Origin of the sequence: Massilibacterium senegalense, assembly GCF_001375675.1 — a bacterium.
In the GTDB taxonomy this organism is placed as follows: domain Bacteria; phylum Bacillota; class Bacilli; order Bacillales; family Massilibacteriaceae; genus Massilibacterium; species Massilibacterium senegalense.
Genome location: NZ_LN831786.1, coordinates 1,409,607 through 1,435,064 on the forward strand (window position 1 = coordinate 1,409,607; position 25,458 = coordinate 1,435,064).

Genomic DNA, 25,458 nt, shown 5'->3' on the forward strand with positions numbered 1-25,458 from the left:
CTTGCTAGTACTCTGTTTTTTTACTATATAAAAAGCCCCTTTCAATATGCAGGGAAGATGGTTAAGGTAATTTCTTATTTTTTAAAAATATTTAAATATATTAATTTTTTGAAAAATACAAAATATTAGAACTTTTTTATATACTCACTTTTTAACAATAATTTGTGATAATATGTTCTATTGTATTAACTACTATTAGGGGGAAACAACATGAACAACTCATTATCGTCAAGAGACATTCTTGCGATTGGCTTAATGGTTTTTGCTTTGTTCTTCGGTGCCGGAAATATGATATTTCCTCCTGCTCTTGGACAAGCAGCTGGGGAGGATGTTTGGATCGCCGCGCTTGGCTTTTTAACGACCGGAATTGGTCTTCCATTACTCGGAATTGCCGCTATTGCCATTTCAAATGGAGACTTAGAAACAATTGCCGGACGTGTGCATCCAAAATTCGGACTATTTTTTACAACTATCGTTTATTTAACAATTGGTCCTATTTTTGCGATTCCGCGTACAGCAACGGTATCGTATGAAATTGCAGTCGTACCTTATCTATCTAAATTTTCAGAAGATTACGAATGGGTAGCAAAAATGGTTGATCAAACTTCTTGGTTGCCTTTATTTTTGTTTGTCGTTCTTTTCTTTACGGTTACATTATTATTTGCATTAAATCCATCTAAATTAGTCGACCGAATCGGAAAAATTTTAACACCTATTCTTTTAGCAGTTATCGTTATTTTAGTTATTAAAGGAATCTTGTTCCCATTAGGTGATTTACAAAGTGCTACAGGAAACTATGCAAAAGAACCATTTTTCACAGGGTTTGTCGATGGTTACGGAACGATGGATGCACTTGCATCGCTTGTTTTTGGAATTGTTATTATTAATGCAATTAAGCAAAGAAATGTCACCAATCCAAAAATCATCGCAAAAAGTACCATTAAAGCAGGCTTTATTTCCGCTTCTTTATTAGGAGCAGTATATCTTGCACTTTCTTATATCGGGGCAACAAGTCGTGATTTAACAAAAGATGCAGATAACGGCGGAGCTATTCTTTCTATTATTGCCAAAGAATTATACGGTCCGACTGGAACTGCTATTTTAGGCGCTGCCATTTTATTCGCTTGTTTAACAACAGCAATCGGTCTTGTTTCTGCTTGTGGGGAATTTTTCTCCAAAGTAATTCCTGGCGTGACGTATAAACAAGTAGCTGTCATCACAACACTTATCGGGGCAACAATTGCGAATGTTGGATTAGCTAAATTAATTGAAATTACCATTCCGGTATTATTAATGATTTATCCAATTGCGATCGTACTAATGATTCTCACATTCTTACATCCATTCTTCAATGGATATCAAGCTGTTTATGTAGGGGCAGTTATCGGAGCACTTCTCATTAGTATTTTTGACGGATTAAATGCATTTGGTGTAAATGTTACACAAATCATTGACTTTTTCAATTCATTTTTACCTTTTTATAGCAAACAAGTTGGTTGGTTAGTTCCTTCCTTAATCGGTGGTTTAATCGGATTTGTCATTGCTATCTTAACCAAACAAGAAGAAAAACCATTACAATAAGCCAAAAAAAAAGCGATGTTACGTACGTAACATCGCTTTTACTTTTTCACTGGTAATTCTAATTGTTGGATAGAGCCTGGACTAACTCGCTCAATCGACATTGCTGCTTTTTCAAGCGCTTGTTCATATTTACATTCTCTAAATGCTTGTTCTGCTTCGTCTAGTTGACGAGACAATTCTTTAGATTTTCTTCGATACCGATTTCCATATTGGATTAATCGTTCAAATAATTGCACTTGCTCAATCATTTTATTCGTTTGGGTTTGTAGATCATTCACCATTTCTTCTGCTTCCTTCAATAAACGGTTAATGACATCCATTTGAAGTGGCTTTTCTTCCAACTGATTTTTACATTTTTCTAGTTTACCTTTTGTGCGCTCCATTAATACTTTATATTCGCTCGTCACGCCTGGTAAATGATGAATTTGTACTTTCCGACTCATTTCTAATACTTGATGTCGCATTGCTTTTAATTTTTGTTTTGCTTCATATTCATCTTTACGTAAACTTTGAAGCGTTTCGATATATTCCTCATATGCTTGATCCACTGCTTTTAATTTTTCTTCTACTTCTTTTAATGTTTGTTCTAATAATACGAAAGATTGTTTTTCTTTCGTTAACGTATCAGCCACAAGATTGTATTTTTTTGTTGCTTGTGATAGTTCGCGTTTAAAATAATGTTCATTCACAACATCGGAATCCATTAAATGATATGTTTCTTGTAAATCCAACGCTTCTTTTTCTAATTTTTGAATTTTTTCTGTTGTTCTTTTTAACCATTCTTCATAATGGGCTGATTCTACTTTCACAAATTGTCTTGCAATAACTTCTTTTTGCAATTGATCGTACATATCGTCAATTTTTTGATTCGTATCTTCTAAAGAATGTTTCACATCATCAATTTGAACTTTTATCATCTTTTCATACATGTTCGGTAATTCTTTTCTTAACAAATCAATTTGTTTTTGAATCGATAAATACGTTAAATCATATCCGTCTTCTTCCATTTCTTTTTGTCCGCGTTCTAATTCATCTAATGCATTTGGGATGTTATGTTTCAATTCACTTAGCAGCTGTGGAACTTCTCCCATTTTTTCGTCCATCTCTACGAGTTTTTCTTTTACCTCTACTAACACTTCTCGCGCTTGATAATAGTCCCCTTCATCAATAAACTGTTGGTACAATTCGTATTGTTCTTTTAATCGTTGATGCTCTTCTTCAAAATACGTAACCGTTTCACCAAAGGATAAATGATGCGCTAACATCGTTCTTCTCGTGTTAGCTAATAGGGTCTCAACTTCTTGGCAGTCTTTTTCATTATCTTCTTTATGTTGAAGTAACTCCTGCACTTCTTTAATAATGTTATTCATTTGCTCTTCTGTGTGCAGTAATCGTTCTTCCGTATCTTTCAATTTTTGTTTTACCTTTGTAAAACGGTATTTGTCTACTGCTTGTTCAGCATCAAAAATTTGTTCTTCGATTTCTGGCATATGAACAGTAATAATATCGTCCCATTCACTTCGCCATTTTTCAAAATTTTCTTCCGTTTTACCTTTTACATTTAATGCTTTGATTTTAGCGATTTCTTCTGTCATCGGTCGACTCATTAATTCCATTTTTAATGAATCTAATCGATCAATTTCCGCATAGGATTTTTTTCTAAACCATGTAGTCAAACCAAAAATAATAAATAATACAGCAAATATAGCAATAATCCAAGTCACGACAAGTTCCTCCTTACGACTGTCCGACCAAAATTTATGAAAAAATGACATCCTTTTATTGGTTTTATGAAAAGATTGCATTTATCTTTAAATTAGTCTTCCTTATGTACTTTGAACTAGTTTCTCCGTAAAGATTTTATCTTTTTCGTTTTGATAGTTACATACCATTTCAAACAGAAAAGGAGACTTATAAATGAGAGACAAAACACCGATAAAGAAATCTTCCATCAATGGGGGTTTTCACACTTCCCTCCATTGATTGTTAGATGCACTTATCCCGCTTTTACAGGCAGGTTGATCTCTCACTTAACAGTTTCGAACATTTCAACGCGTTGGTCTTACCCCACGATTGATTATTAGTCTACTAACAATAGAGTAAACGCTTTATCCGTTTGATGTGGACCTTTATTTCGTACTATCTAATTTGTTCGAACATATCTTGATATTTCTTGACAAACATTTCTTTATTATAAGTGTTACTTTTACATAATTTTATCATATCATGAAATAAATCATATCATTTTTTAGCAATTTCCTTAATATTTTCGAATACAAAGGTAAAATCGAAAGAAAATAAGACCATATAGTGACTTTTAGCAACCATTTTAAAGGTAAGCTAAAAAAGTGCCCCTTTTTCTATTATGTAGAAGGGGCACTTTTTTGTAACTTTGCTCTATTTTTTCCTGACTCTTTAATTTGATATAACGCATCGTCTGCACGTAAAAATAATTCTTTAACAGAATCCACGGACTCGTTATTCCAAAATGAAACGCCACATGAAATAGTTACAGAAGGATTTGTTTCTCTCGGTACTACTTTTACTAAACGTTCTGCAATTCTCAGTGCTACATCCGGTTTCACGTTCGGTAAATAGATTGCTAGCTCTTCTCCACCCCACCGAGCGGCAACATCAAACTTACGAGTATGTTGTTGCATAACATTAGAAACTTGAATTAACACTTCATCTCCGACTTGATGGCCATATGTATCATTAATTAGTTTAAAGTTGTCGATATCAATTAATAGAAAACTTCCGCATTTATCCTTTTCTATCGAATGTTTAATCACATCATTTAAATATTTTCTTGCATATAGACCCGTTAGATGATCTGTAATCACCATTCGTTCTAATTCCGAATGTAAAATCGCATTCGTAAATGCTAACGTAGAATGATACACAATCGCTTGTAACAACTTAAATTGGTCAAAGCTAAATTGATACGGTTTTTGATGAAAGGCAGCGATAAACCCAATAACTTTACCGTTATGTTGCATCGGAATAACTAACAAAGAACGATAAGGTAAACCGTTAAACACTTTTTCTTGAATAACATCTCCATATAATATTGATTCTTTTGTTTCTCGAATTAAAGAATCTAGTTGTTCAATAAACGTATGAATAAAATCAGCGTTGTTAAAACGATGCTTTAAAGAGTTTACAAGATCAATTTTTTCTTCATTTTGATATAACACAATTAATAAATCCTCGGCTGCGATTGCGTCTTTAATTTTTTTATCTAAATAATGACCAATTTCTTTCAAATGATAGTTTGAATTCAAATGACGCGACGTATCATTAATTAATTGTAAGTCACTAATTAATTGACGAGACTGTTGATATAATTGGGCGTTTTCTAACGCATTTCCAACGGTATTTGCTAATAGTGAAATAAATTGAATCTCTTCTTCTGGAAAAGCAAGTACCTTTGGTGCTTTTACTTCTAACACTCCATATGTCCCTTGCTTTCCTTTCAATGGTACGTAAAGAACCGAGTTTTTATCTTGTTGATCATATTGACATTGGATTTCTCCAGTAAAATATGCGACTTCTGTTAACGTTGGTGTTTGATTACTACTAAATGTTAAATATTGAACAGGAACGTCTATGGTTTTTGTTTGTTCGTGTGTTAATAACAATAAATAATCAAATGTTGGATATACTTCGTTTAGGGCACTAATGATTTCCTTTAGTATTTCATCCATCTCCATACTAGAAAATACTTTTTTAGAAATAGCATATAGCAATTGATAGCGTTGCTTATCATCAATGGCATGCTTTTGCATTAATATTCGATATAATGTTTGTTTTAACGGAAAAAATATTTTAGAAAATAACGCAACCTGTTTATCATTCCACTTTTCATCGTATTCTAAAACGAAGATACCGTATTTATCATTTTTATCTTTCAGCTTTAACATCGTATAAAAACGAGTTTCATTAAATAAATCAAGTTTTCGAGCAAAATCAGTATTACAAACAAATTCATTATTTTTAAAACATCGTTCAGATAATTGTTCGCATAGTTCCTTTGGAATGAAGTATTTTTCTTTCTTTTCGTCTAGTATGGCACCGGAAGTGTACATCATTTTATAATGATTATTCCATTTATCATAAATAAAAATTTTCGTATCAATGATATGAAAATAATGTCGTAAGATTTTTTCCATCATCTCAAAAATATTATGTAAAGCCTCTTCGTCATATTCGCTATTAGCATAATGATCAATCATTGCAAAAAAACATTCTTGAATGTTATTTATCGCAATTAATTGCTCTATTTTTGTATTCGAAACTTCAGTATTTTTATGTTGGTGGCGTTCTTCGTCCATAGTAAACATCCCTTTCTCTGTTCTCATTTACACACTTCAATGAATAAGAACAAAAAGAACTATCATCTTTCTATAAAATAAGCCTTTAATACTATATAATAACCAAAAAAAGCAAAAAAATAACTAATTTGTTTGACTTTTATACAGTCATGAGTAAAAATAGGTTCTTTTTACTTATATATTTCCATTTTATATTGTTCATCTTTAAAAAGCAAAAAAATAGTTTGTATAAAATATATTGACTTTCTCCTTTAAAAATCATACAATGTACTTTGTGTAAAATAAAGACAGCCTAGGTCAAAACCACATATGTTTCAGTTTGTTCCTCTATGATAAGAGGTGTATCGAGTAACTCTAGCTGTCTGGGCGAGGATACATGAAAACAAAATGAACATTTGTCGGATAACCAATGGTTTTTATTTTATGCAAAAATAAAAACAAAGGAGGAGTCATTCATGGCTCGTTATACAGGTCCATCTTGGAAAATTTCTCGTCGTTTAGGTCTTTCTTTAAGCGGCACAGGTAAAGAATTAGAAAAACGTCCGTACGCTCCTGGACAACATGGTCCAAACCAACGTAAAAAATTATCGGAGTATGCGTTACAATTACGCGAAAAACAAAAACTACGTCACATGTACGGTGTGAACGAACGTCAATTCGCGAATCTTTTCGTAAGAGCTGGTAAATTACCAGGTATCCATGGTGAAAACTTCATGATTCTTCTTGAATCACGTCTTGACAACTTAGTATACCGTTTAGGTTTAGCTCGTACTCGTCGTCAAGCACGTCAATTAGTTAACCACGGTCACATTTTAGTAGATGGTAGTCGCGTAGACATCCCATCTTATCAAGTAAAACCAGGTCAAACAATCGGTGTTCGTGAAAAATCACGTAACCTTGACATCATCAAAGAAGCATTAGAAGTGAACAACTTTGTTCCTGAATACTTAAACTTTGATGCAGAAAAATTAGAAGGTACATTTACTCGTTTACCTGAGCGTTCTGAGCTTTCTTCTGAAATTAACGAAAGCTTCATCGTTGAGTTCTACTCTCGTTAATAAGATCGCTTCTTAAAGAGTAACAATGAAAACCCTAGAATTTTTGATTTATCAAAAATTCTAGGGTTTTTTTTATTGATTTCATAAAGACGAACAGTAAGGTCCCCACTCCATCGTCAACGAAGGAGGGGGCTTACTTCCTAGTAATGAGGGATGATTTTTTTACAATACAATCTTTTTAAATTTACGTTTTCCGACTTGAATAATCATCCCGTCTTCAAGTGATACTTGCAATTGGACATCTTCTACTTTTTCTTGATTGATTTTGACGCCACCATTTTGAATCATGCGGCGTGCTTCCCCGTTAGAAGACTGCATTCCTAACTCTACTAATAATTTCACAATCCAAATTTCTTTATCGCCTGTCCATTTTACTTCTTCAATGTCGTCTGGAAGAGCGTGTTGTTGGAATACTGTTTTAAAATGACGAACTGCTGCTTCTGCTGCTTCTTTGCCATGATACATTTCAACAAATGTATATCCTAATTTCATTTTCGCATCCCGTGGATGAACGGTTCCGTTTTCGATGCCTTCTTTCATTGCTTGTATTTCTTCCATTGGAATTTTTGTTGCTAATTCAAAATATTTCATCATTAGTTCATCTGGAATAGACATAGATTTACCGAAAATTTCATTTGGTTCTTCGTCAATTCCGATATAGTTACCTAGTGATTTACTCATTTTCCGTTCACCGTCTAATCCTTCAAGAAGCGGTAGCGTCATCGCTACTTGTTTGTTTTTTCCGTACTCTTCTTGTAAATGGCGACCCATTAAGACGTTAAACGTTTGATCTGTTCCACCTAATTCAACATCACAATCTAAAGCTACAGAATCATACCCTTGCATTAGAGGATAGAAAAATTCATGAATAGAAATTGGTTGACCGTTTTTGTAACGGTTACTGAAATCATCTCGTTCTAACATACGAGCAACAGTTAATTTAGAAGCTAACTCAATCACTTTTGGGAATGTTAATTTTTCTAACCATTCGGAATTGTAGTAAACTTTCGCTTTGTCCATATCGATAATTTTGGAAAATTGTTCAAAGTATGTTTTCGCGTTTTCTTTTACTTGTTCATCCGTTAATGGTTTACGTGTTTCCGACTTACCAGTTGGGTCCCCAATTTTCCCTGTAAAGTCACCAATTAACAGTTGAATTTGATGGCCTAATTCTTGGAATTGACGCATTTTATGCAGCACAACCGTATGTCCAATATGAATATCTGGTGCAGATGGATCTAATCCTAGTTTTATTTTTAAAGGTGTATTTGTTGCAATAGATTGTTTTAATTTTCTTTCAAAGTCATCTGCTGGAACGATATCTACCACGCCACGTTTTAACACGTGTAATTGATGTTCAAATTCTTTTTGCTGTTCAGCTGTTACTTGTACTTGTTCTTCCATGTTGTTTTCCTCCTACAAATCATCATCTTTTTTAAACACAAAAAACCCGCCCCTACAAAAGGGACGAGTTGGTTTCTCGCGGTACCACCCTAGTTGAAGAACAAACACGTTCTCCCGCTCAGTTGCATAACGGTGCATCGCCGTCCTTTGTTTATTTCACAAAGAAAACTCAAGAGTGTACTTCACAATCTTTATATACACTGACTCGCACCAACCGTCAGCTCTCTTTTGTAGGGATAAAGATGCTACTTCATTCTTTCATCGCTTTTTCTATATTTAGCTATTATTATATCCACATATCCCCTACTATTGTCAACTAAAAAAATTATTATCGATGACATGCTACTCTTCCATTGTGGATAAATCGCCAGTTGGTAACTGTAATTCCCAATCCTTTAACACTCGTCGCATAATTTTTCCGCTCCGTGTTTTTGGTAATTTCTCTTTAAACTCAATTTCTTTCGGAGCAGCATGAGCTGATAATTCATTTTTCACAAATAACGCAAGTTCGTTTGCGAGTAATTCCGTTCCTTCAAATCCTTCTCGCAAAGAAATAAATGCTTTAATTACTTCTCCACGTACCGGATCTGGTTTTCCAATGACTCCTGCTTCGGCAACTGCTGGATGCTCTAGCAATGTACTTTCTACTTCAAACGGTCCAATCCGTTCCCCGTAAGTCATAATCACATCATCGATCCGTCCTTGGAACCAATAATATCCGTCTTCATCTACATAAGCAGAATCTCCAGACAGATACCAACCATTTTCCGTAAAATATGATTCATACCGTTCTTTTTGATTCCAAATGGCTTGCATCATTGCTGGCCATCCTTTTTTGATGGCTAAATTCCCCATTCGATTCGGTGGTAAGATTTGTCCTTGATTGTCGAGAATAGCAACTTCTACGCCAGGAACTGGTTTTCCCATCGAACCCGGACGAATGTCTAAACAAGGGTAATTGCAAATCACCTGTGCCCCAGTTTCTGTCATCCACCACGTATCATGAATTCGTTTTTGAAATACTTTTTGTCCCCAACGAATGACTTCTGGATTCAATGGTTCGCCTACACTTAAAATATGCCGTAAGTTTGGTAAGTGATAATTTTTCACGATTTCATCTCCTGCACCCATCAACATTCGAAAGGCAGTTGGAGCACTGTACCAAACAGAGACGCGATAATCTTCTAATACTTGGTACCAGTATTTTGGGCTAAAACGTCCTCCAACAACAACATTGGTCACCCCGTGTAACCACGGTCCAAAAATTCCATAAGCAGTTCCGGTCACCCAACCTGGATCCGCAGTACACCAATAAATATCATTTTCTTTTAAATCTAATACCCATAAAGCTGTCATATATTGTTGAATCATCGCTTGATGTACATGGACAATGCCTTTCGGTTTCCCTGTTGAGCCAGATGTGTAATGAAGAAGCATTGGGTCTTCTAGGTCTACCCATTCTATTTGTAACCGCTTACCAAATGTGGCAACATGTTGATGGTAATCAATCATTTGATCACTTTCCGTTACATTTTCCCCAACAATAATTACTTTTTGTAAAGAAGGTAACTCTTTTAACGGCACTCGTTTTAACAGCTCTGGTGTTGTAACAAGCACTTTTGCACCACTATCGTTTAACCGATCACATACTGCCCCTTCCATAAAGGCTTCAAATAACGGCCCTACGATAGCCCCTAACTTAATAGCACCTAATAACACAAAATATAGTTCTGGTTGCCTCGGCATAAAAATGAAAACCCGATCTCCTTTTTTCACATTCGCCATTTCTTTCAATAAATGACCCGCTTGATTGGAATGTTCCATCATTTCTTTAAACGAATACGTCGTCGAATAATCAGGATGATGATAAATAAGCGCCACCTTATTTTCATTCGGTCCCGTCCCATGTCGATCAATGGCTTCATACGCGATATTGATTTTTCCTGTTTGATGAAAAGAAAACGCCTCCTTTGCTTTTTCCCATTGAAACATTGCGTATGTTGCCTCGTAATTTTTCATGTTATAATTCCCTTTTTCCGTACGTAATTCCTCCATCTTCATTCCTATAACCCCCTCGTAAACCTTTTGTAGTGATAATTATATAATAAATTATCTGTAAATTCTAAATTTTTTAAAAAAATATCGAAATTTCTTTGAAAACCTTTTCAAATAGTTTAGTATAATAGATGATGTATACTTATCACGTTTGAAGGTGGTGGCCCCATGGAGCATAAAAAGACCTATTTTAAACAAGACTTACCGACTACTCATGGGACCTTAATCATTGAAGGTCCGGTAGATTCAGATACACTCGCTTCTTATCAGTTTCACGATGACTTAGTGGCCTTTCGCTTACCGAAAGAACAACATAAAGCGTTGATTGAAATTTCCAAATTAAAAGAAGGAAGAATTATCATTGCTAGAGAAAAAGATACTATTATCGGGTATGTCACATTTCTTCATCCTGATCCGTTAGAAAGATGGAGCCAAGCAAACATGGAAAATTTAATTGAGCTTGGGGCTATTGAAGTCATTTCTAAATATCGCGGATGCAAGGTAGGACAACATCTGTTAAAAGTGGCCATGCAAGATGAATATATGGAAAATTATATTATTATTACAACGGAATATTACTGGCATTGGGATTTAAAAGGGACCGGCTTAAATGTATGGGATTATCGTAAAATGATGGAACGAATGATGACTGTGATTGGCTTAGAATGGTATGCAACCGACGATCCAGAAATTTGTTCTCATCCTGCCAACTGTTTAATGGCCAAAATCGGAAAACACGTCGACCAACATTCGATTGAACAATTTGACCGTATTCGTTTTCAAAGTCGCTTTATGTATTAACGAAACGAACAAAAGGAGGGATAAGCATGATTGTGGAAGATATCATGAATCGAGAAGTCATTACAACAAAAGAAACGACTACCATTGCAGAAGCTATTCAATTATTAAAAAAACATCATATTAGACATTTGCTCGTCTCCAATGAACAAAAAGAATTGGTTGGGATTGTATCTGATCGTGATTTAAAAGCAGCAATGCCTTCTATTTTATTAAAAAATGGGGACGATGAGCAATTACGACAACCCGTTTCGAAAATCATGACAACTATTTGTATCACAGCTCATCCACTTGATTTCGTGGAAGATGTCGCTTCGATGTTTTATCAATTTGAAATTGGCTGTTTACCTATTTTAGAACAAAACAAAATCGTTGGCATTGTAACGGAAACAGATTTATTACACACGTTAGTCGAATTAACTGGTGCTCATCAACCAAGTTCTCAAATTGAAATTGAAGTGGAAGATATTACAGGAAAGTTAGCAGAAGTTGCTTCTTTTTTTAAAGAGCATCAAATAAAAATTATTAGCGTTCTTGTTTATCCGAGTAAAAAAGAAAATTACCGCGTCCTCGTCTTCCGTGTCCAAACGATTGATCCAGTTTCCATTGTTACGGAACTAAAAAAACGTGATTACCATATTTTATGGCCACAAATTCCGGGTGTTGACGAATGAGTGATGCCAAATTTATTTATTCTAAAGACTTATTACACTATAAGTTCAGTGATGAACACCCATTTAATCATGTACGCGTTCAATTAGCGTATGATTTATTAAAAAAGGCTAATTTATTACACGAAGAAGATATTCTCTCCCCAAGAATGGCAACAGAAGATGAAATTGCCCTTGTTCACGACCCAGAGTTTATTCAAGCGGTAAAGGCTTCACACACTGGATTATACTCCTCCGAACGTTTAGAAGGATTTGGCCTCGGCACAGAAGATACGCCTATTTTTCCAAATATGCATGAAGCAACTGCATTAATTGTCGGAGCGACGTTAACAGCGTGTGATGTAGTCATGGGTAATACTGTCTCCCACGCAGCCAACTTAGCTGGTGGATTACACCATGGGTTACGAGGAAAAGCTTCTGGGTTTTGTATTTATAACGATTGTTCTATTGCGATTGAATATATGAAGCGAAAGTACGGGGCACGCGTGCTTTATATTGATACAGATGCTCATCATGGCGACGGGATACAATGGTCATTTTATGATGACCCGGACGTTTGTACATTATCCATTCATGAAACAGGACGTTATTTATTTCCCGGAACTGGGCATGTCAATGAACGTGGTCACGGCAATGGATATGGATTTAATTTTAATATTCCACTCGATGCCTTTACAGAAGATGAGTCGTGGCAAGATATATATATAGCAGCAATGGAACAAGTATTTAATTATTTTAAACCCGACGTCGTCATTACACAAAATGGAGCAGATTCTCATTTTTACGATCCATTAACACATTTGTCTTTAACGATGGATTCTTATCGGTTGATTCCAAAAGTTGCGCATGAACTTGTTCATCATTATTGTGATGGACGTTGGATTGCTCTAGGCGGTGGTGGGTATGACATATGGAGAACCGTTCCAAGAGCTTGGGCAATGGTTTGGGCTGAAATGAGCGGTGCGTCTTCTGATGCATGTACCGGTCTACTCCCGCACGAATGGGTAACGGAATGGGTAACTAAGGCGAATGTAGAACTTCCTACTACATGGGAAGACATCGCGCCTCTTTATGCCCCTATTCCAAGAAAAGAAGAAATTACCGAAAAAAATCGCATGACAATGGAAAAATCATTGCAAATTATAGAACTAATAAAAAAGAGTAAAAGGGCATAACCTCTTTTACTCTTCTTCTTTTGTAGAAAAACGATATTCGATTCTGTGCGGTAAAATAACGGTAGATTCTTCTACTTTTTCTTTATTCATATACTTTGTTAATAAACGCATTGCAACTGCTCCGATATCATACATTGGTTGGACAACAGAAGTTAATGTCGGGCGCACCATTTCTGCCAATCGTGTATTATCAAAGCCAATGACTTCAAAATCTTGTGGAATATCATATCCATGGTCTTGTGCTGCGTGAATAACACCTAAAGCTAATTCATCCGTACAAGCAAAAATGGCCGTTGGCTTCTCTTCTGCTTGTAAAAGCTTCTCCATTGCCTTCATCCCTGCATCATACCCTTGTCCGATAGAAACGATAAACTCTTCGTTTATCGGTAATTGATGAGCTTGTAGTGCTTCTCGATATCCATTTAATTTTTTCCATTCATTGCTTGATTCATCTAATTCCGATAATACAACGGCAATTTTTTCATTTCCATGTCCAATTAAATGACTAACAGCATCAAAAGCTGCCTTTTCGTAATCAATATTCACGGAAGGGATTTGCTTTTCTTTATCCATCGTTGCCGCTAATACAATCGGCACTGGGGAACGTTTGAATTCAGCTACGTGTTCTTCACTTATTTTGCTTCCCATAAATAAAATTCCATCTACTTGTTTCGCTAATAAAGCATTCATTAAATTTAATTCTTTTTCTTTATTTTGATCGGAATTACTTAAAATAATATTGTATTTATACATCGTAGCAATGTCTTCAATTCCACGTGCTAATTCTGCAAAGAAAATATTTGAAATATCCGGGATGATGACTCCTACGGTTGTTGTTTTTTTACTCGCTAATCCGCGTGCTACCGCATTGGGACGATAATTTAATTTTTCAATTGCCTCTAACACTTTTGTTCTTGTAGATGGCTTTACGTTTGGATTCCCGTTTACAACACGTGAAACCGTTGCCATTGATACTCCCGCTTCACGCGCGACATCATAAATTGTTATATTGCTCACATTCCTCATCCTTTCCTCTTTATTCTCTAGAAGGACTATCACACCTTATCACTACTAGGAAACAGGTCGTACCATCGTTTCCTTTATTATACCAACTTTTTTTAAAAAACGGACAAAAAAACCATCTCTTTTAAAAAGAGATGGTCATTTGCGTAAACAAATGCATCCAATAGTTTTATTTGTATAGGCCTGATTTACGTAATTCGTCCATGAAGTTATTGAATGTTGGGATATCCATTTGTTGTGCATTATCACTTAACGCTACTGCTGGGTCTGGGTGAACTTCTACCATCACACAATCAGCACCAATAGCAAGCGCTGCTTTAGCAGTAGGAATTAAAAGATCTCTACGTCCTGTTGCATGCGTCACGTCTACTAAGACCGGTAAGTGTGTTTCTTGTTTTAAAATTGGAACAGCTGAAATATCTAATGTGTTACGTGTTGCCGTTTCGTACGTACGAATCCCGCGTTCACATAACATAATTTGATCGTTTCCACGAGAAATAATGTACTCTGCAGCATTAATAAATTCAGAAATAGTAGCAGATAATCCGCGTTTTAATAAAACCGGTCGTTTCACAGAACCTGCTGCTTTTAACAATTCAAAGTTTTGCATGTTTCGTGCACCAATTTGAATCACATCTACATAATCTAAAGCCATTTCAATATGAGCTGGATTTACAATTTCACTAATAACCGCCATATCTAATTCATCAGCTACTTGACGTAAAATTTTTAACCCTTCTTCCCCTAAACCTTGGAAATCATAAGGAGATGTCCGAGGCTTAAACGCCCCACCACGAAGTAGGTTAATACCTTGTGCTTTTAACGTTTGTGCCACTTCTTTTACTTGCTCGTAGCTTTCTACCGAACAAGGTCCAGCGATGAAGCGTTGTTTACCGTCACCAATTGTTTCATCTTTAATAGTAACAATTGTGTTTTCTGGTTTCTTTTTACGGGAAACCAGCAATGCTTTTCGATGATCGTCTTCTTGTAATTCAAGACTTGCTTTAAAAATTTCTTTAAATATATGTTGAAGAGTCGACGTTTCAAACGGACCTTTATTATTTTCTGAGATTAAATTAAGCATTTTACGTTCGCGAACGGGATCAAAGCGTGGAACACCTAACGCTTTTTTTACTCGACCAATTTCTTTGGCTAATGTAGCACGTTCATTAATTTTTTCAAGTAATTCTAAGTTTACTTGATCTAACTTTTCTCTTAATTGTTCTAATTCCACATTGCTCATTACTCTCATCCCTTCTACAATTAGTTTAATAGACCGTCATTTTGTGGTACATTTCTTATGGATTGTTGTTATTATATATTAATTTTTCAAAATTGTCACTAAAAAATCTTTAATAATTTGACGCTTTTATGTACTAAAATATTTTCGCTACTTTTTTTCACCTTAAAAGGAGGTTTAAAAATGGACCAAAAGCATGATTATTTATTTGCTTTAGATATCGGTACTAGGTCCGTTATCGGAGTGATTTTCGAAAAGAAAGGGAAAGAATATTCCGTTTTAGATATTGTCATGAAAGAGCATCATGAACGTTCAATGCTCGACGGACAAATTCACGATACAATTCTCGTTAGTGAAGTCATTACGGCGATAAAAAAAGAGTTAGAACAAAAATATGGACCGTTAACGAGCGTTTATGTCGCTGCTGCTGGACGAGCATTAAAAACAGCAAGGGGAAAATCAGAAAAAAATATTACCATTGCCCCTTTAACAACTCGTGAAGAAATCGCCCATCTCGAGCTAAGTGCAGTTCAACAAGCGCTCCATACATTAGCGGAAGAAAAAAATGAACAGACGTATGATTATTATTGCGTTGGTTACTCGGTTGTTCATTACGAACTTGACCAACAAAAAATCGGAAATTTAATGGATCAACGAGGCGATATTGCCAAAGCAGAAGTGATTGCTACCTTTCTTCCACGAATTGTCGTTGAATCCCTGCTTGCAGCCTTAAAACGAGCTGGATTAGAAATGGCGGCACTTACACTAGAACCGATTGCTGCAATTAATGTACTTGTTCCCTCTTCAATGCGTCGCTTAAACATCGCCCTTGTCGATATCGGAGCAGGAACGAGTGATATTGCTATTACGAAAGAACAAACTATTATCGCCTACGGGATGGTTCCGGTTGCTGGAGATGAAATTACAGAAGCCATTTGTGATGCTTGTTTACTAGATTTTAACCAAGCAGAAGAAGTAAAACGCTCTCTAACAAAACAAGCTTCCATTACATACAATGATATTTTAGGTTTTGAACAAGAAAAAAGTACGGATGAATTGATTCAAGAAATGGACCCTGCTATCGAATTATTAGCAGAAAAAATAAGCAACGAAATACTATCATTAAACAAAACACCTCCGCAAGCGGTGATGCTTATCGGTGGCGGTAGCTTAACTCCAGGATTATCTAAAAGGCTTGCGAAAAAATTAACGTTACCTGAAAATCGTGTCGCAATCCGTGGTTCAGAAGCAATCAAAACAGTCAAACAAACAAATTCATCGATGCAAGGTCCTTTATTTATTACACCAATTGGTATTGGGATTTCTGCATTAGAACACCCTATTACGTATATGACCGTTCATGTAAATGAACAAGAAATTCGTTTATTTGACTTTAACCATTTAACAATAGGGGATGCGCTTATTGCTAGAGGGATTGATATTCAAAAACTATACGGTAAACCAGGCATGGGAATCACATTTGAGTGGAACAATACGATTAAAACAATCCCTGGGCGTCTCGGAGGAATGCCTAAGATCTTAAAAAACAAGAAAGAAGCTTCTTTGCTTGATCCAATTAAACATCATGATGTTATTGTTGTATCAGGGGGAAAAGATGGACAAGATGCAAGCATTACAGTAGCTGATTTAAAAAAACAAGTAGGAAAAAAAAGTGTGACCGTTAATAACCATACGTATACTTTCTATCCAGACATTTTCGTGAATCAAAAAAGAGTAGATGATGAAACAGTCATTACGTCCAAAGACAATCTGCAAATAAACATCCCAACAACCATTCATGATGTGTTAGAAGATGGAAAAATAAAACCAATTCAATCATCCTTTTCTTTATCTATTAATGGCCAACCTTTTTCTTTCACCCCATCCGAAAAAGAGCAACAATTATTCCGAAATGGGATTCCTTGTTCGCAAGATGAAATTATCTATGACGGGGATAGCATTGATTGGGTGACCCAGGGGTTCATTACAACAAAAGAATTAAAATATGCTTTACGTCAATCTACTATGAATCCCATGACGATTCAAGTAAGCTTTAATAACCAAAGCCTTCTTCTTGGAAAAAACGACATTTCTTTAAAAAGGAATGACCAACTTTTACAAGACGGAGAGTTTATTGAAAATCATGATGTGATATTCGTTTCAAGTCTAGAAGAACAAACCTTTATTTTTCAAGATATATTTCGATATATTGACCTTGATTTGACAAATACTTCTGGGAAACGATTTGTTCTTCTCGTGAATGGGGAAGAAGCAAATTTTTACACTCCTATTCAACATGGTGATCAACTAGAATTAAAATGGATATAAAAAATGCTGTACGACAGTTTTTGTCGTACAGCGTTTTTAGTTATTCCAAGCAGATTCTAATGCACTTTTTGTAATGGAAAAATGGGAGGCATGCCATACTACTTTTGCCTCTCGAAATAATAAACATTGCGGTGATTCATGACGAATATCAAATGTCTTCATTATTTCCGTAGAAAGCGGTCTTGATTCTTGAACCGTTAAGTATACAAAAGGAACATCGGGATGTTCTTTCGCAAAACTTTCACATTCAAAAAAACCTTCTTGACTAATAGGACAAGTAAGACTATGTTTTAACACAAAGATTTTCGGATATTGTTGTAGTAACGTTTGTAGTTCTTCCAAAGAAAAAATTTGCTTCATTTTATTTCTCCTTTATTCAATAGGTATCATTTTACGATTATCTTCGTCGACTGCTGGAAGTGGCTCTTCTTCTTCCAAGTCTTCTTGCCATGAGTCGTGAATTTCTTCTTCTTTTCCTTTTTTAAGATGTTTTACTTTATTCGCAATTTCCTCTGATTGTTCTGAAACGTATTGTTTTAAATTCGTCGATTTCTCTTTTGCTGTAGAAGCTAATTCCATGCTTTTATCTTTTAAATTTTCTACTTGGCTTCCTACATCGTCACGTAAATCTTTTCCTGATTTAGGTGCAAGTAATAACGCAACTGTTGCTCCAACAACACTCCCAATCACTGTTCCTAAAATAAAATTTCTTGTTTCATTTGCCATTTTATTGTCCTCCTATCTCTTTCTGTTTACGTTTGTTTTTCCATTTACTCCACAATGTAATCGCAGCACTTCCCCATTCTACCGCTTGAACAACTTGTTCATTTTGTTGATCTGCTGCTTTTGCTACACTGGTACTAACACGCTTTATAGAGTCATTCACCGTTTGCAGTGAATCGCCCATTTCTTTCACAGCATCGAACGCTGTATTTAATGAATTAGACTTTTGTTCTATATCTTCTGCTAAACGATTCGTTTTGATTAATAAATCTTCTGTTTCTTTTGAAATACCCCGCATTTGTTTTTCTACATTTATTAGCGTATGCGAAACAGCATCTAATGTGACTTTCACTGATGCTAATGTCTTCGCTAAATAAACAACTAATACGGTAAAAGCAATTGCAATTAAGGCAACACTTAAATATAAAATAAGTTGCATCCTACGACCCCCTTTTTTTAAATAATACCCTTATTATAAAATGAAAAAACGTTATTTGCCAAAAGGAAACGGTTTCTTTTCTATTTTCATTATTGTACAATAATTTTTAGAGGAACTTCCAATCATTAGAACAAAAAACTTTTTTATATTTTGGTAAAAATAAGCATAAGAAAGGATGTTATTCGTATGAAAGATCCACGGATTGAACAATTAGCTCGTCAACTCATTCGTTATTCTTGTAATTTAAAAGAAGGTGAAAAAATTTTAATTGAAAACTTTGGACTTCGTCGTGAACTAGTAGAAGCATTAGTAAAAGAAGCATATGCCGTTTCTGCTTATCCTTTTGTTTCTTTAAAAGATTATCGCGTCAATCGTGCACTAATTAGTGGTGGTACGGAAGAACAAATGGAAACCATCGCTCAATTTGAAGCAAATGTGATGAGAGAGATGGATGCGTATATCGGACTACGAGCAACGGATAATATTGCAGAATTAAGCGATGTACCATCAGATAAAATGGCCTTATTCGAAAAAACAGTTGGCACAAAAGTGCATAGTGAAATTCGTGTTCCTAAAACAAAATGGTGTGTATTGCGCTATCCAAATGAAGCAATGGCTCAATTAGCAAATATGAGTACAGAAGCATTTGAAGATTTTTATTTCAATGTATGTAATCTAGATTACAACAAAATGAGTCAATCAATGGAACCGTTAGTAGATCTTATGAACAAAACGAAAGAAGTGCATATTAAAGGCACCGGCACTGATTTACGTTTTTCTATTGAAGGTATTCCTGCAATTAAATGCGATGGACACTATAACATTCCAGATGGAGAAGTGTTTACAGCACCTGTCCGAGATTCAGTCAATGGAACCATTACCCATAATACACCGACACCCTACCAAGGTTTTACCTTCGAACAAGTGTCTTTAACATTTAAAAATGGAAAAATCGTAGATGCAAAAGCAAATGATACAGAACGAATTAATCGTATTTTAGATACAGATGAAGGGGCACGTTATATCGGTGAATTCGCAATTGGATTTAATCCATATATCCTTCATCCAATGAAAGATATTTTATTTGATGAAAAAATTGCAGGCAGTTTCCACTTTACACCTGGACAATGTTATGAAGAAGCACCTAATGGTAACCAATCCGCTATTCATTGGGATATGGTGACAATCCAACGTCCTGAATATGGTGGTGGAGAGATTTATTTTGATGGAAAACTAATTCGAAAAGATGGTTTATTTGTTCTTCCTGAATTAGAAGGGTTAAACCCAGAACGTTTAAAATAAAAAAATGGCATCGATAATCGATGCCATTTTTTTATTTTACTAACGCTTCATACGCTTGTTCGTATTTTTGGATATCACCAGCACCCATGAATAATAAAACAGCCTGTTCATGAGTCTGTAAAGATGATAACGACTCTTCATTCAATAAGAAAGAACCTGGAATCTTTTCTTGTAAATCTTGAATCGTTAATGCTCCGTCATGTTCACGTGCAGAACTAAAAATGTCACATAAATAAACCGCATCTGCTTGCTGTAAACTTGTTGCAAACTCATCTAAAAATGTCTTTGTTCGTGTAAAAGTATGTGGTTGAAAAATAGCAACAATCTCTTTCTCCGGATACTTATTTCTTGCCGCTTCAATTGTTGCTGTAATTTCTACTGGATGGTGCGCATAATCATCGATCAACACTTGATTCTTGACTACTTTTTCATTAAAGCGACGTTTTACACCGGTAAATGTTTGTAACCGTTCTTTTAACACATCTACTGAAAGTTGTTCATATTGTGCTAAAGCAATGACGGCTAAAGCATTTAATACGTTATGTTTTCCGAATCCTGTAATTTGAAAAGCACCATAAAAAGTATTTCGAACAAATACATCAAAGGTCGTTCCATAAGAATGATGTTGAATATTTTTTGCTTGAAAATCATTATCGTCATTAAATCCGTAATAAACGACCGGTACGTTCGCTTGAATTTTCTGTAAAAAAAGATCGTCACCGCAAGCAATAATACCTTTTTTTACTTGCATTGCCATTTCTTGAAACGCGTCAAACACGTCATCAATATTATCAAAATAATCTGGATGATCGAAATCAATGTTCGTCATGATGCAATAATCCGGCTTATACGCAAGAAAATGACGTTGGTATTCACAAGCTTCAAAAGCAAAATATTGGCTATCTTCTTGACCAAATCCAGTACCGTCTCCAATTAAAAAGCTTGTTTTACATGCACCTAATAAAACATGAGATAAAAGACCTGTCGTCGACGTCTTACCATGTGACCCTGTTACAGCAATACTTTTAAACTGTTGGGCAAGTTCCCCTAAAAAATCATGATACCAAAAGATTGGAAGCCCTAATTCTTTTGCCTTTTGCACTTCTATATGATCTGCTTTATATGCATTTCCTACAATAATTGTTAAATCAGTGTGAATATTATCCGCATCAAATGGAAAAATCGGAATTCCGCTTTTTTTTAGCCCATCTTCTGTAAAAAAGTGTTTTTCTATATCAGACCCTTGTACTTCATATCCCATATCATGTAAAAGTCGAGCTAAAGAGCTCATTCCTGTTCCTTTAATACCTACTAAATGATAGCACGTCATGTTTTAACCTCCAAAGTCTTATACAGGCAAAGCTTAGACAGCACTTTTACCTTATGTATCGTTCTCTTGGTTGTTGAATTACGATTTTTTATAATTAAAAATAAATCGTTGCTTCCGTAATAAAAATAGGTGTTTCTTTATACATATTCCAACCAATTAGACATTATTCATCATTTATTTTTTTATTCATTTTTTCATTATAACAAAAATCAGATGTAAGAAAAATATAATCTCAAACATTTTCATGTTATTCTCTATCCAATCTTTCTTTTCTCCCTTTACTTGTCATGTTTTAACATTTTTAAATGTAGCAAGACAGATGCTTTATAATAAGAGTGGATGGTTGCTTTCGGATGTTTTCGAAAAAATTGTTGCTGTCTTTTTTGTAAGGAATAAAGTATTAATTCCTTTTTTGAAGTAGGTACCGTCATCATTGGTCCAATGGATACGCAATGGAATGCTGATTTGGCAATACGCATCCAAAGGAGTTCCCCGCGCTGAAAAAGGGTGTTATCTTTCCCAGGCAATAAAACATTCTTTTTTACACCCGAATCAATCGATTGAACGATTATTTCTTGTTCGGAAAGATTCTCTACATATTCATACGGTTGAAAAAGTAACGCTAATAAAAGGCCGAGCATATGCCGCTCATACTCTTTAACAGCAACAATTTTTTTCTTTGTATATTGTTGAAATAATGTTGTCCCAATGACATTCACATAATCAAAAATAAACCAATGATCAAAATGATTTCGCCAGTTACGTTCAATTTCCTCTTGTTGTTCAAGATTCATTTCTAATTGAAAAATGTGACGTGCTCTTACTTTTTCACGAATCGAAGGAAATGTTTGAAAATCATTCATCATGGCATCATAAAACTGTAACAACGCTTCATCGGATCCCTTTTGTTTTTCTTTTCGTAGTGTGGTGAAATTAATAAAATCAGATTGCGTCATTTTTCTTCTCACCTTTACTCTTCATCGATAAAAAATTCATCATAGGCCATTAAAACATCTCGTGGTTTACTACCATTTTGCCCAGAAACAAGCCCTCTTGCTTCCATCATATCGATTAACCGAGCTGCTCGGTTAAATCCAATATGAAAACGTCGTTGTAAACTAGAAGAAGACGCACTTCCTTGTTGAAGGACAAATTCGCACGCTTCTGTAAATAACTCATCTTCTCCGTAATCTATATCCTCTTTTTTTAGTAATTCCTCTTTTTCAAATAAATAAGAAATCGAGCCACTTTTTCGAATATCATCCGTAATTCGTTCAATTTCTTCATCCGATACGTAATTCCCTTGTAAACGGACAGGCTTTCCTGAGCCATTCGCTATAAATAACATATCGCCGCTTCCTAATAATTTTTCCGCTCCGGAAAAATCAATAATCGTTCTAGAATCTACTTGAGAAGAAACACTAAATGCGATACGTGTAGGGATATTTGCTTTAATTAAACCAGTAATGACATCCACTGATGGACGCTGTGTGGCAACAATTAAATGAATACCACAAGCACGAGCTTTTTGCGCAATCCGGCAAATAGAGTCTTCCACATCATGCGGAGCAACCATCATTAAATCAGCTAATTCATCAATCACCACAACGATATAAGGTAATTTATCTGCTGGATTTTTTTGATTATATTTTTCAATATCACGGACCATTAAGGTAGCAAATTTTTGATATCGTGCTTCCATTTCATCCACAGCCCATTTTAACGCTAATGTTGCTTCTTTTACGTCTGTAATAACTGGACAAGCTAAATGTGGCAAATGATGATAGGGAGCAAGTTCCACCATTTTTGGATCAATTAAAAGTAGTCGAACGTCTTGTGGTGTTGCTTTATACAATAAACTTACTAGCATTGCATTAATACAAACACTTTTTCCGCTTCCTGTTGCCCCAGCGATTAATCCGTGTGGCATCTTTTTAATATCTGTTACAATAGGTTCTCCTTCAATGTCTTTTCCTAGCGCAATTGCGAGTGGCGATGGATGTTTTGTAAAAGCATGAGAGCGTACTACTTCCCTAAGCAAAACGGGCATTCGTTTTTTATTCGGCACTTCAATTCCAACCGTTGATTTCCCAGGTATGGGCGCTTCAATCCGAATATCTTCCGCTGCTAAACTTAATTTTAAATCATCCGTTAAATTCGTAATTTTACTTACCTTTACTCCTTTTTCTGGTTGCACTTCAAAACGTGTAACTGTCGGACCTTTTGTGATTGCCACAACATGTGCTTGTACATTAAAATGCACAAACGTTTCATTTAACAATTGTTTTTGCTCTTGTAGCCACGTTTCATCATCCTCTTCTACTCGCTTTGGAATATCTAGTAACGTAATTGATGGAAAATCATGAGACTTTTTTTGTGCTAACTTTTTACGATCTTTTTCTAACATTAATACGTTAATAGGTAAAGTCGTAGAAGCTGAAGACACTTTTTTCACTGGCGCATGTTGTACCGCTACCTCTTCTTGTGTCGTTTCCACCATCGTCGTTTGTTTCGTGCTATGGATCAATGTTTCTTCGTTTTTTGTCTCCTCTTTGTGCCATCCTAAATCGTCTGTCTCTTCAACATGGATTTCTTTTTCTTCTTCCGCCCTTTCTTCCGTGGCACCCACTTCTTCTTGCTGTTCCTCATTTTGTTGCCAACTTTCCGTTTCTAGCATATCGCTACTTTCATCCACAACTAATGATGTTGCTTCTTTTGTTTCTGTCCCTACTTGTTTCTCTTCTTGTTGTACCCCAAACTCTCTTTCTTCTTGTTCGGTGTTTCCTTCAGGGATTGTTTCCGTAACAGCATGAAGCAAAATCTCTGGCTCTTCTTTTTGTTTTTGAAATCCATAAATAGGAGAAGGAACATCTTGTGGCTTAAATGGACCATTGGAATATTTTTTTATTGGTTTTGGTCGTTCTTTCGTCGGTTGTTCGAAAGGTGGTGTCATGTTTTCTACAGGACGTTGGACACTTTCTTCTCGTCGTACTTGTTCTACAATTTCCTCCCCAATCGGTTCTGTATCAGAAATAATAGGAAAACGAAATGGTATTTTTCCTGGATATTGATACGTCATTCGAGCACCGGACGTTTGTTTTCGTTGAATAGGAGTCGGTCCAGATGGGCGTTTATATTTCCTTATATGATCTTGTTGCATCTCTTGTTGTCTTTTTTTCCTTCTACCAGGAGAAGAAATTAAAATTTCTGGTTCTTCTTCGACTGGTTGTTCCTTCCGTTTCTTTACAGTTTGCGGTGGTGTTTTTTCGTCCATTTCTTCATCATCAAAACTCGCAAACAACATTTTCCACCATTTCACGAATATATTTTCACTCATCATTTATCACCTCAATAAAAAGACGAATAACCACTAGAGAATCTAGTGGTTATTTTGTAAATGGTTCTCCAACAACAGCTGACTCATCTAAAACAAGAATACCTTTTTCTTGCGGTGCATTCGGAAGTGCTAATTCACGTGCAGAACAAATCATTCCCGCCGAGTCTACGCCGCGAAGATTCGCTGGTTTAATAATTAGTCCACTAGGCATTACTGCTCCAACTTTGGCAACTACTACTTTTTGCTGTGCCTCTACATTTGGTGCTCCGCATACAATTTGTAATACTTCTGTTCCTACATTAACTTTACAAATCGATAATTTATCAGCATTTGGATGTTTTTCTTTTTCTTCTACATATCCAACTACAAATTTAGGAGAAAAGTCTACTTCTAACGTATAGTCGACTCCATTTTTTTGGAAGATGGTTTCTATGAATTGTACAAATGCTTCATCTACTTTTACTTGACCATTTGCATCGATTTTTCCATAACTAGAAGCGTTTAAAATATTGTATCCAATGACTTCACCATTTGTATCGTCTTTCAAGCAAACAACGTCTCCGCACGCTTCTGCCTTCACGTTGTACCGATCAATTTCCTTTACTATAATAATTAACGTATCCCCGATTCCTACTGGATTATAAAATGCATTCATTTGCT

Annotated in this window: 20 protein-coding genes and 1 other annotated feature; of the genes, 7 read left to right on the forward strand and 13 right to left on the reverse strand. The window is 35.4% G+C overall.

Going from position 1 to position 25,458, the window contains the following annotated elements:
- Positions 1-210 precede the first annotated feature (210 nt).
- The gene (gene brnQ / locus BN1372_RS10405; RefSeq protein ID WP_062199217.1) at positions 211-1,581 is read left to right on the forward strand and encodes a branched-chain amino acid transport system II carrier protein; all 1,371 of its coding nucleotides are present in this window, start codon (positions 211-213) and stop codon (positions 1,579-1,581) included.
- 38 nt (positions 1,582-1,619) lie between these two features.
- Here the strand turns inward: brnQ and BN1372_RS10410 are convergent, their stop codons facing one another.
- The gene (locus BN1372_RS10410; protein ID WP_062199219.1) at positions 1,620-3,305 is read right to left on the reverse strand and encodes a septation ring formation regulator EzrA; all 1,686 of its coding nucleotides are present in this window, start codon (positions 3,303-3,305) and stop codon (positions 1,620-1,622) included.
- A gap of 639 nt (positions 3,306-3,944) precedes the next feature.
- Complete coding sequence (locus BN1372_RS10415) at positions 3,945-5,915, reverse strand: sensor domain-containing diguanylate cyclase (RefSeq protein WP_062199221.1); 1,971 nt, start codon at positions 5,913-5,915, stop codon at positions 3,945-3,947.
- A gap of 455 nt (positions 5,916-6,370) precedes the next feature.
- Between BN1372_RS10415 and rpsD the strand changes: the two genes are divergently transcribed.
- A complete protein-coding gene (gene rpsD / locus BN1372_RS10420; RefSeq protein WP_062199223.1) occupies positions 6,371-6,973 on the forward strand; it encodes a 30S ribosomal protein S4 in 603 nt (200 codons plus the stop codon).
- 162 nt (positions 6,974-7,135) lie between these two features.
- On the opposite strand, the gene tyrS is transcribed toward rpsD, so the two are convergent.
- On the reverse strand, positions 7,136-8,377 hold the full coding sequence (tyrS, locus tag BN1372_RS10425; RefSeq protein WP_062199225.1) for a tyrosine--tRNA ligase: 1,242 nt from the start codon (positions 8,375-8,377) through the stop codon (positions 7,136-7,138).
- Positions 8,378-8,433: 56 nt separating this feature from the next.
- Positions 8,434-8,648, reverse strand: a binding site (T-box leader).
- Between the two features lie 71 nt (positions 8,649-8,719).
- A complete protein-coding gene (gene acsA, locus BN1372_RS10430; protein WP_062199228.1) occupies positions 8,720-10,438 on the reverse strand; it encodes an acetate--CoA ligase in 1,719 nt (572 codons plus the stop codon).
- 162 nt (positions 10,439-10,600) lie between these two features.
- On the opposite strand from acsA, the gene BN1372_RS10435 reads away from it, so the two are divergent.
- From BN1372_RS10435 to BN1372_RS10445, 3 genes are read left to right on the forward strand one after another with little or no spacing between them, the layout of a single operon-like run.
- Entirely contained in the window at positions 10,601-11,233 is a 633-nt protein-coding gene (locus tag BN1372_RS10435; RefSeq protein WP_062199230.1) for a GNAT family N-acetyltransferase, read from the forward strand.
- 26 nt (positions 11,234-11,259) lie between these two features.
- Positions 11,260-11,904: an acetoin utilization AcuB family protein gene (locus BN1372_RS10440; RefSeq protein WP_062199232.1), complete on the forward strand. Its 645-nt coding sequence runs from the start codon at positions 11,260-11,262 to the stop codon at positions 11,902-11,904.
- A complete protein-coding gene (locus BN1372_RS10445) occupies positions 11,901-13,076 on the forward strand; it encodes an acetoin utilization protein AcuC (protein ID WP_062199234.1) in 1,176 nt (391 codons plus the stop codon). The genes BN1372_RS10440 and BN1372_RS10445 overlap by 4 nt, the downstream gene beginning before the upstream one ends.
- A gap of 6 nt (positions 13,077-13,082) precedes the next feature.
- Here the strand turns inward: BN1372_RS10445 and ccpA are convergent, their stop codons facing one another.
- Entirely contained in the window at positions 13,083-14,093 is a 1,011-nt protein-coding gene (gene ccpA / locus BN1372_RS10450) for a catabolite control protein A (protein WP_267902260.1), read from the reverse strand.
- 175 nt (positions 14,094-14,268) lie between these two features.
- The gene (locus tag BN1372_RS10455) at positions 14,269-15,342 is read right to left on the reverse strand and encodes a bifunctional 3-deoxy-7-phosphoheptulonate synthase/chorismate mutase (protein ID WP_062199237.1); all 1,074 of its coding nucleotides are present in this window, start codon (positions 15,340-15,342) and stop codon (positions 14,269-14,271) included.
- A 180-nt stretch (positions 15,343-15,522) separates the two neighbouring features.
- Between BN1372_RS10455 and BN1372_RS10460 the strand changes: the two genes are divergently transcribed.
- Positions 15,523-17,667, forward strand: a complete 2,145-nt coding sequence (locus BN1372_RS10460; protein WP_062199239.1) for a cell division FtsA domain-containing protein — start codon at positions 15,523-15,525, stop codon at positions 17,665-17,667.
- 36 nt (positions 17,668-17,703) lie between these two features.
- Here BN1372_RS10460 and ytxJ read toward each other — a convergent pair whose 3' ends face one another.
- Genes ytxJ through BN1372_RS10475 form a run of 3 tightly spaced genes read right to left on the reverse strand, consistent with a single transcriptional unit; the run spans position 17,704 to position 18,829 of the window.
- Complete coding sequence (ytxJ, locus tag BN1372_RS10465; RefSeq protein WP_062199241.1) at positions 17,704-18,027, reverse strand: bacillithiol system redox-active protein YtxJ; 324 nt, start codon at positions 18,025-18,027, stop codon at positions 17,704-17,706.
- A 12-nt stretch (positions 18,028-18,039) separates the two neighbouring features.
- Positions 18,040-18,393 carry a YtxH domain-containing protein gene (locus BN1372_RS10470; protein ID WP_062199244.1) on the reverse strand — a complete coding sequence of 118 codons (354 nt, stop codon included), beginning with the start codon at positions 18,391-18,393 and terminating at the stop codon, positions 18,040-18,042.
- Position 18,394: 1 nt separating this feature from the next.
- On the reverse strand, positions 18,395-18,829 hold the full coding sequence (locus tag BN1372_RS10475; protein ID WP_062199245.1) for a DUF948 domain-containing protein: 435 nt from the start codon (positions 18,827-18,829) through the stop codon (positions 18,395-18,397).
- Between the two features lie 186 nt (positions 18,830-19,015).
- Between BN1372_RS10475 and BN1372_RS10480 the strand changes: the two genes are divergently transcribed.
- Positions 19,016-20,131, forward strand: coding sequence for an aminopeptidase (locus tag BN1372_RS10480; RefSeq protein WP_062199247.1), 1,116 nt, complete (start codon positions 19,016-19,018; stop codon positions 20,129-20,131).
- A gap of 31 nt (positions 20,132-20,162) precedes the next feature.
- Here the strand turns inward: BN1372_RS10480 and murC are convergent, their stop codons facing one another.
- The 4 genes from murC to ytpR form a co-directional block, all read right to left on the reverse strand.
- Positions 20,163-21,461, reverse strand: coding sequence for a UDP-N-acetylmuramate--L-alanine ligase (murC, locus tag BN1372_RS10485; protein WP_062199249.1), 1,299 nt, complete (start codon positions 21,459-21,461; stop codon positions 20,163-20,165).
- Positions 21,462-21,739: 278 nt separating this feature from the next.
- Positions 21,740-22,417 (reverse strand): hypothetical protein, encoded by a 678-nt coding sequence (locus tag BN1372_RS10490; RefSeq protein ID WP_062199251.1) that lies wholly within the window; start codon positions 22,415-22,417, stop codon positions 21,740-21,742.
- A 14-nt stretch (positions 22,418-22,431) separates the two neighbouring features.
- Entirely contained in the window at positions 22,432-24,780 is a 2,349-nt protein-coding gene (locus BN1372_RS10495; protein ID WP_407656475.1) for a DNA translocase FtsK, read from the reverse strand.
- Between the two features lie 67 nt (positions 24,781-24,847).
- Positions 24,848-25,453, reverse strand: coding sequence for a YtpR family tRNA-binding protein (gene ytpR, locus BN1372_RS10500; RefSeq protein ID WP_062199253.1), 606 nt, complete (start codon positions 25,451-25,453; stop codon positions 24,848-24,850).
- Between the last annotated feature and the right edge of the window lie 5 nt (positions 25,454-25,458).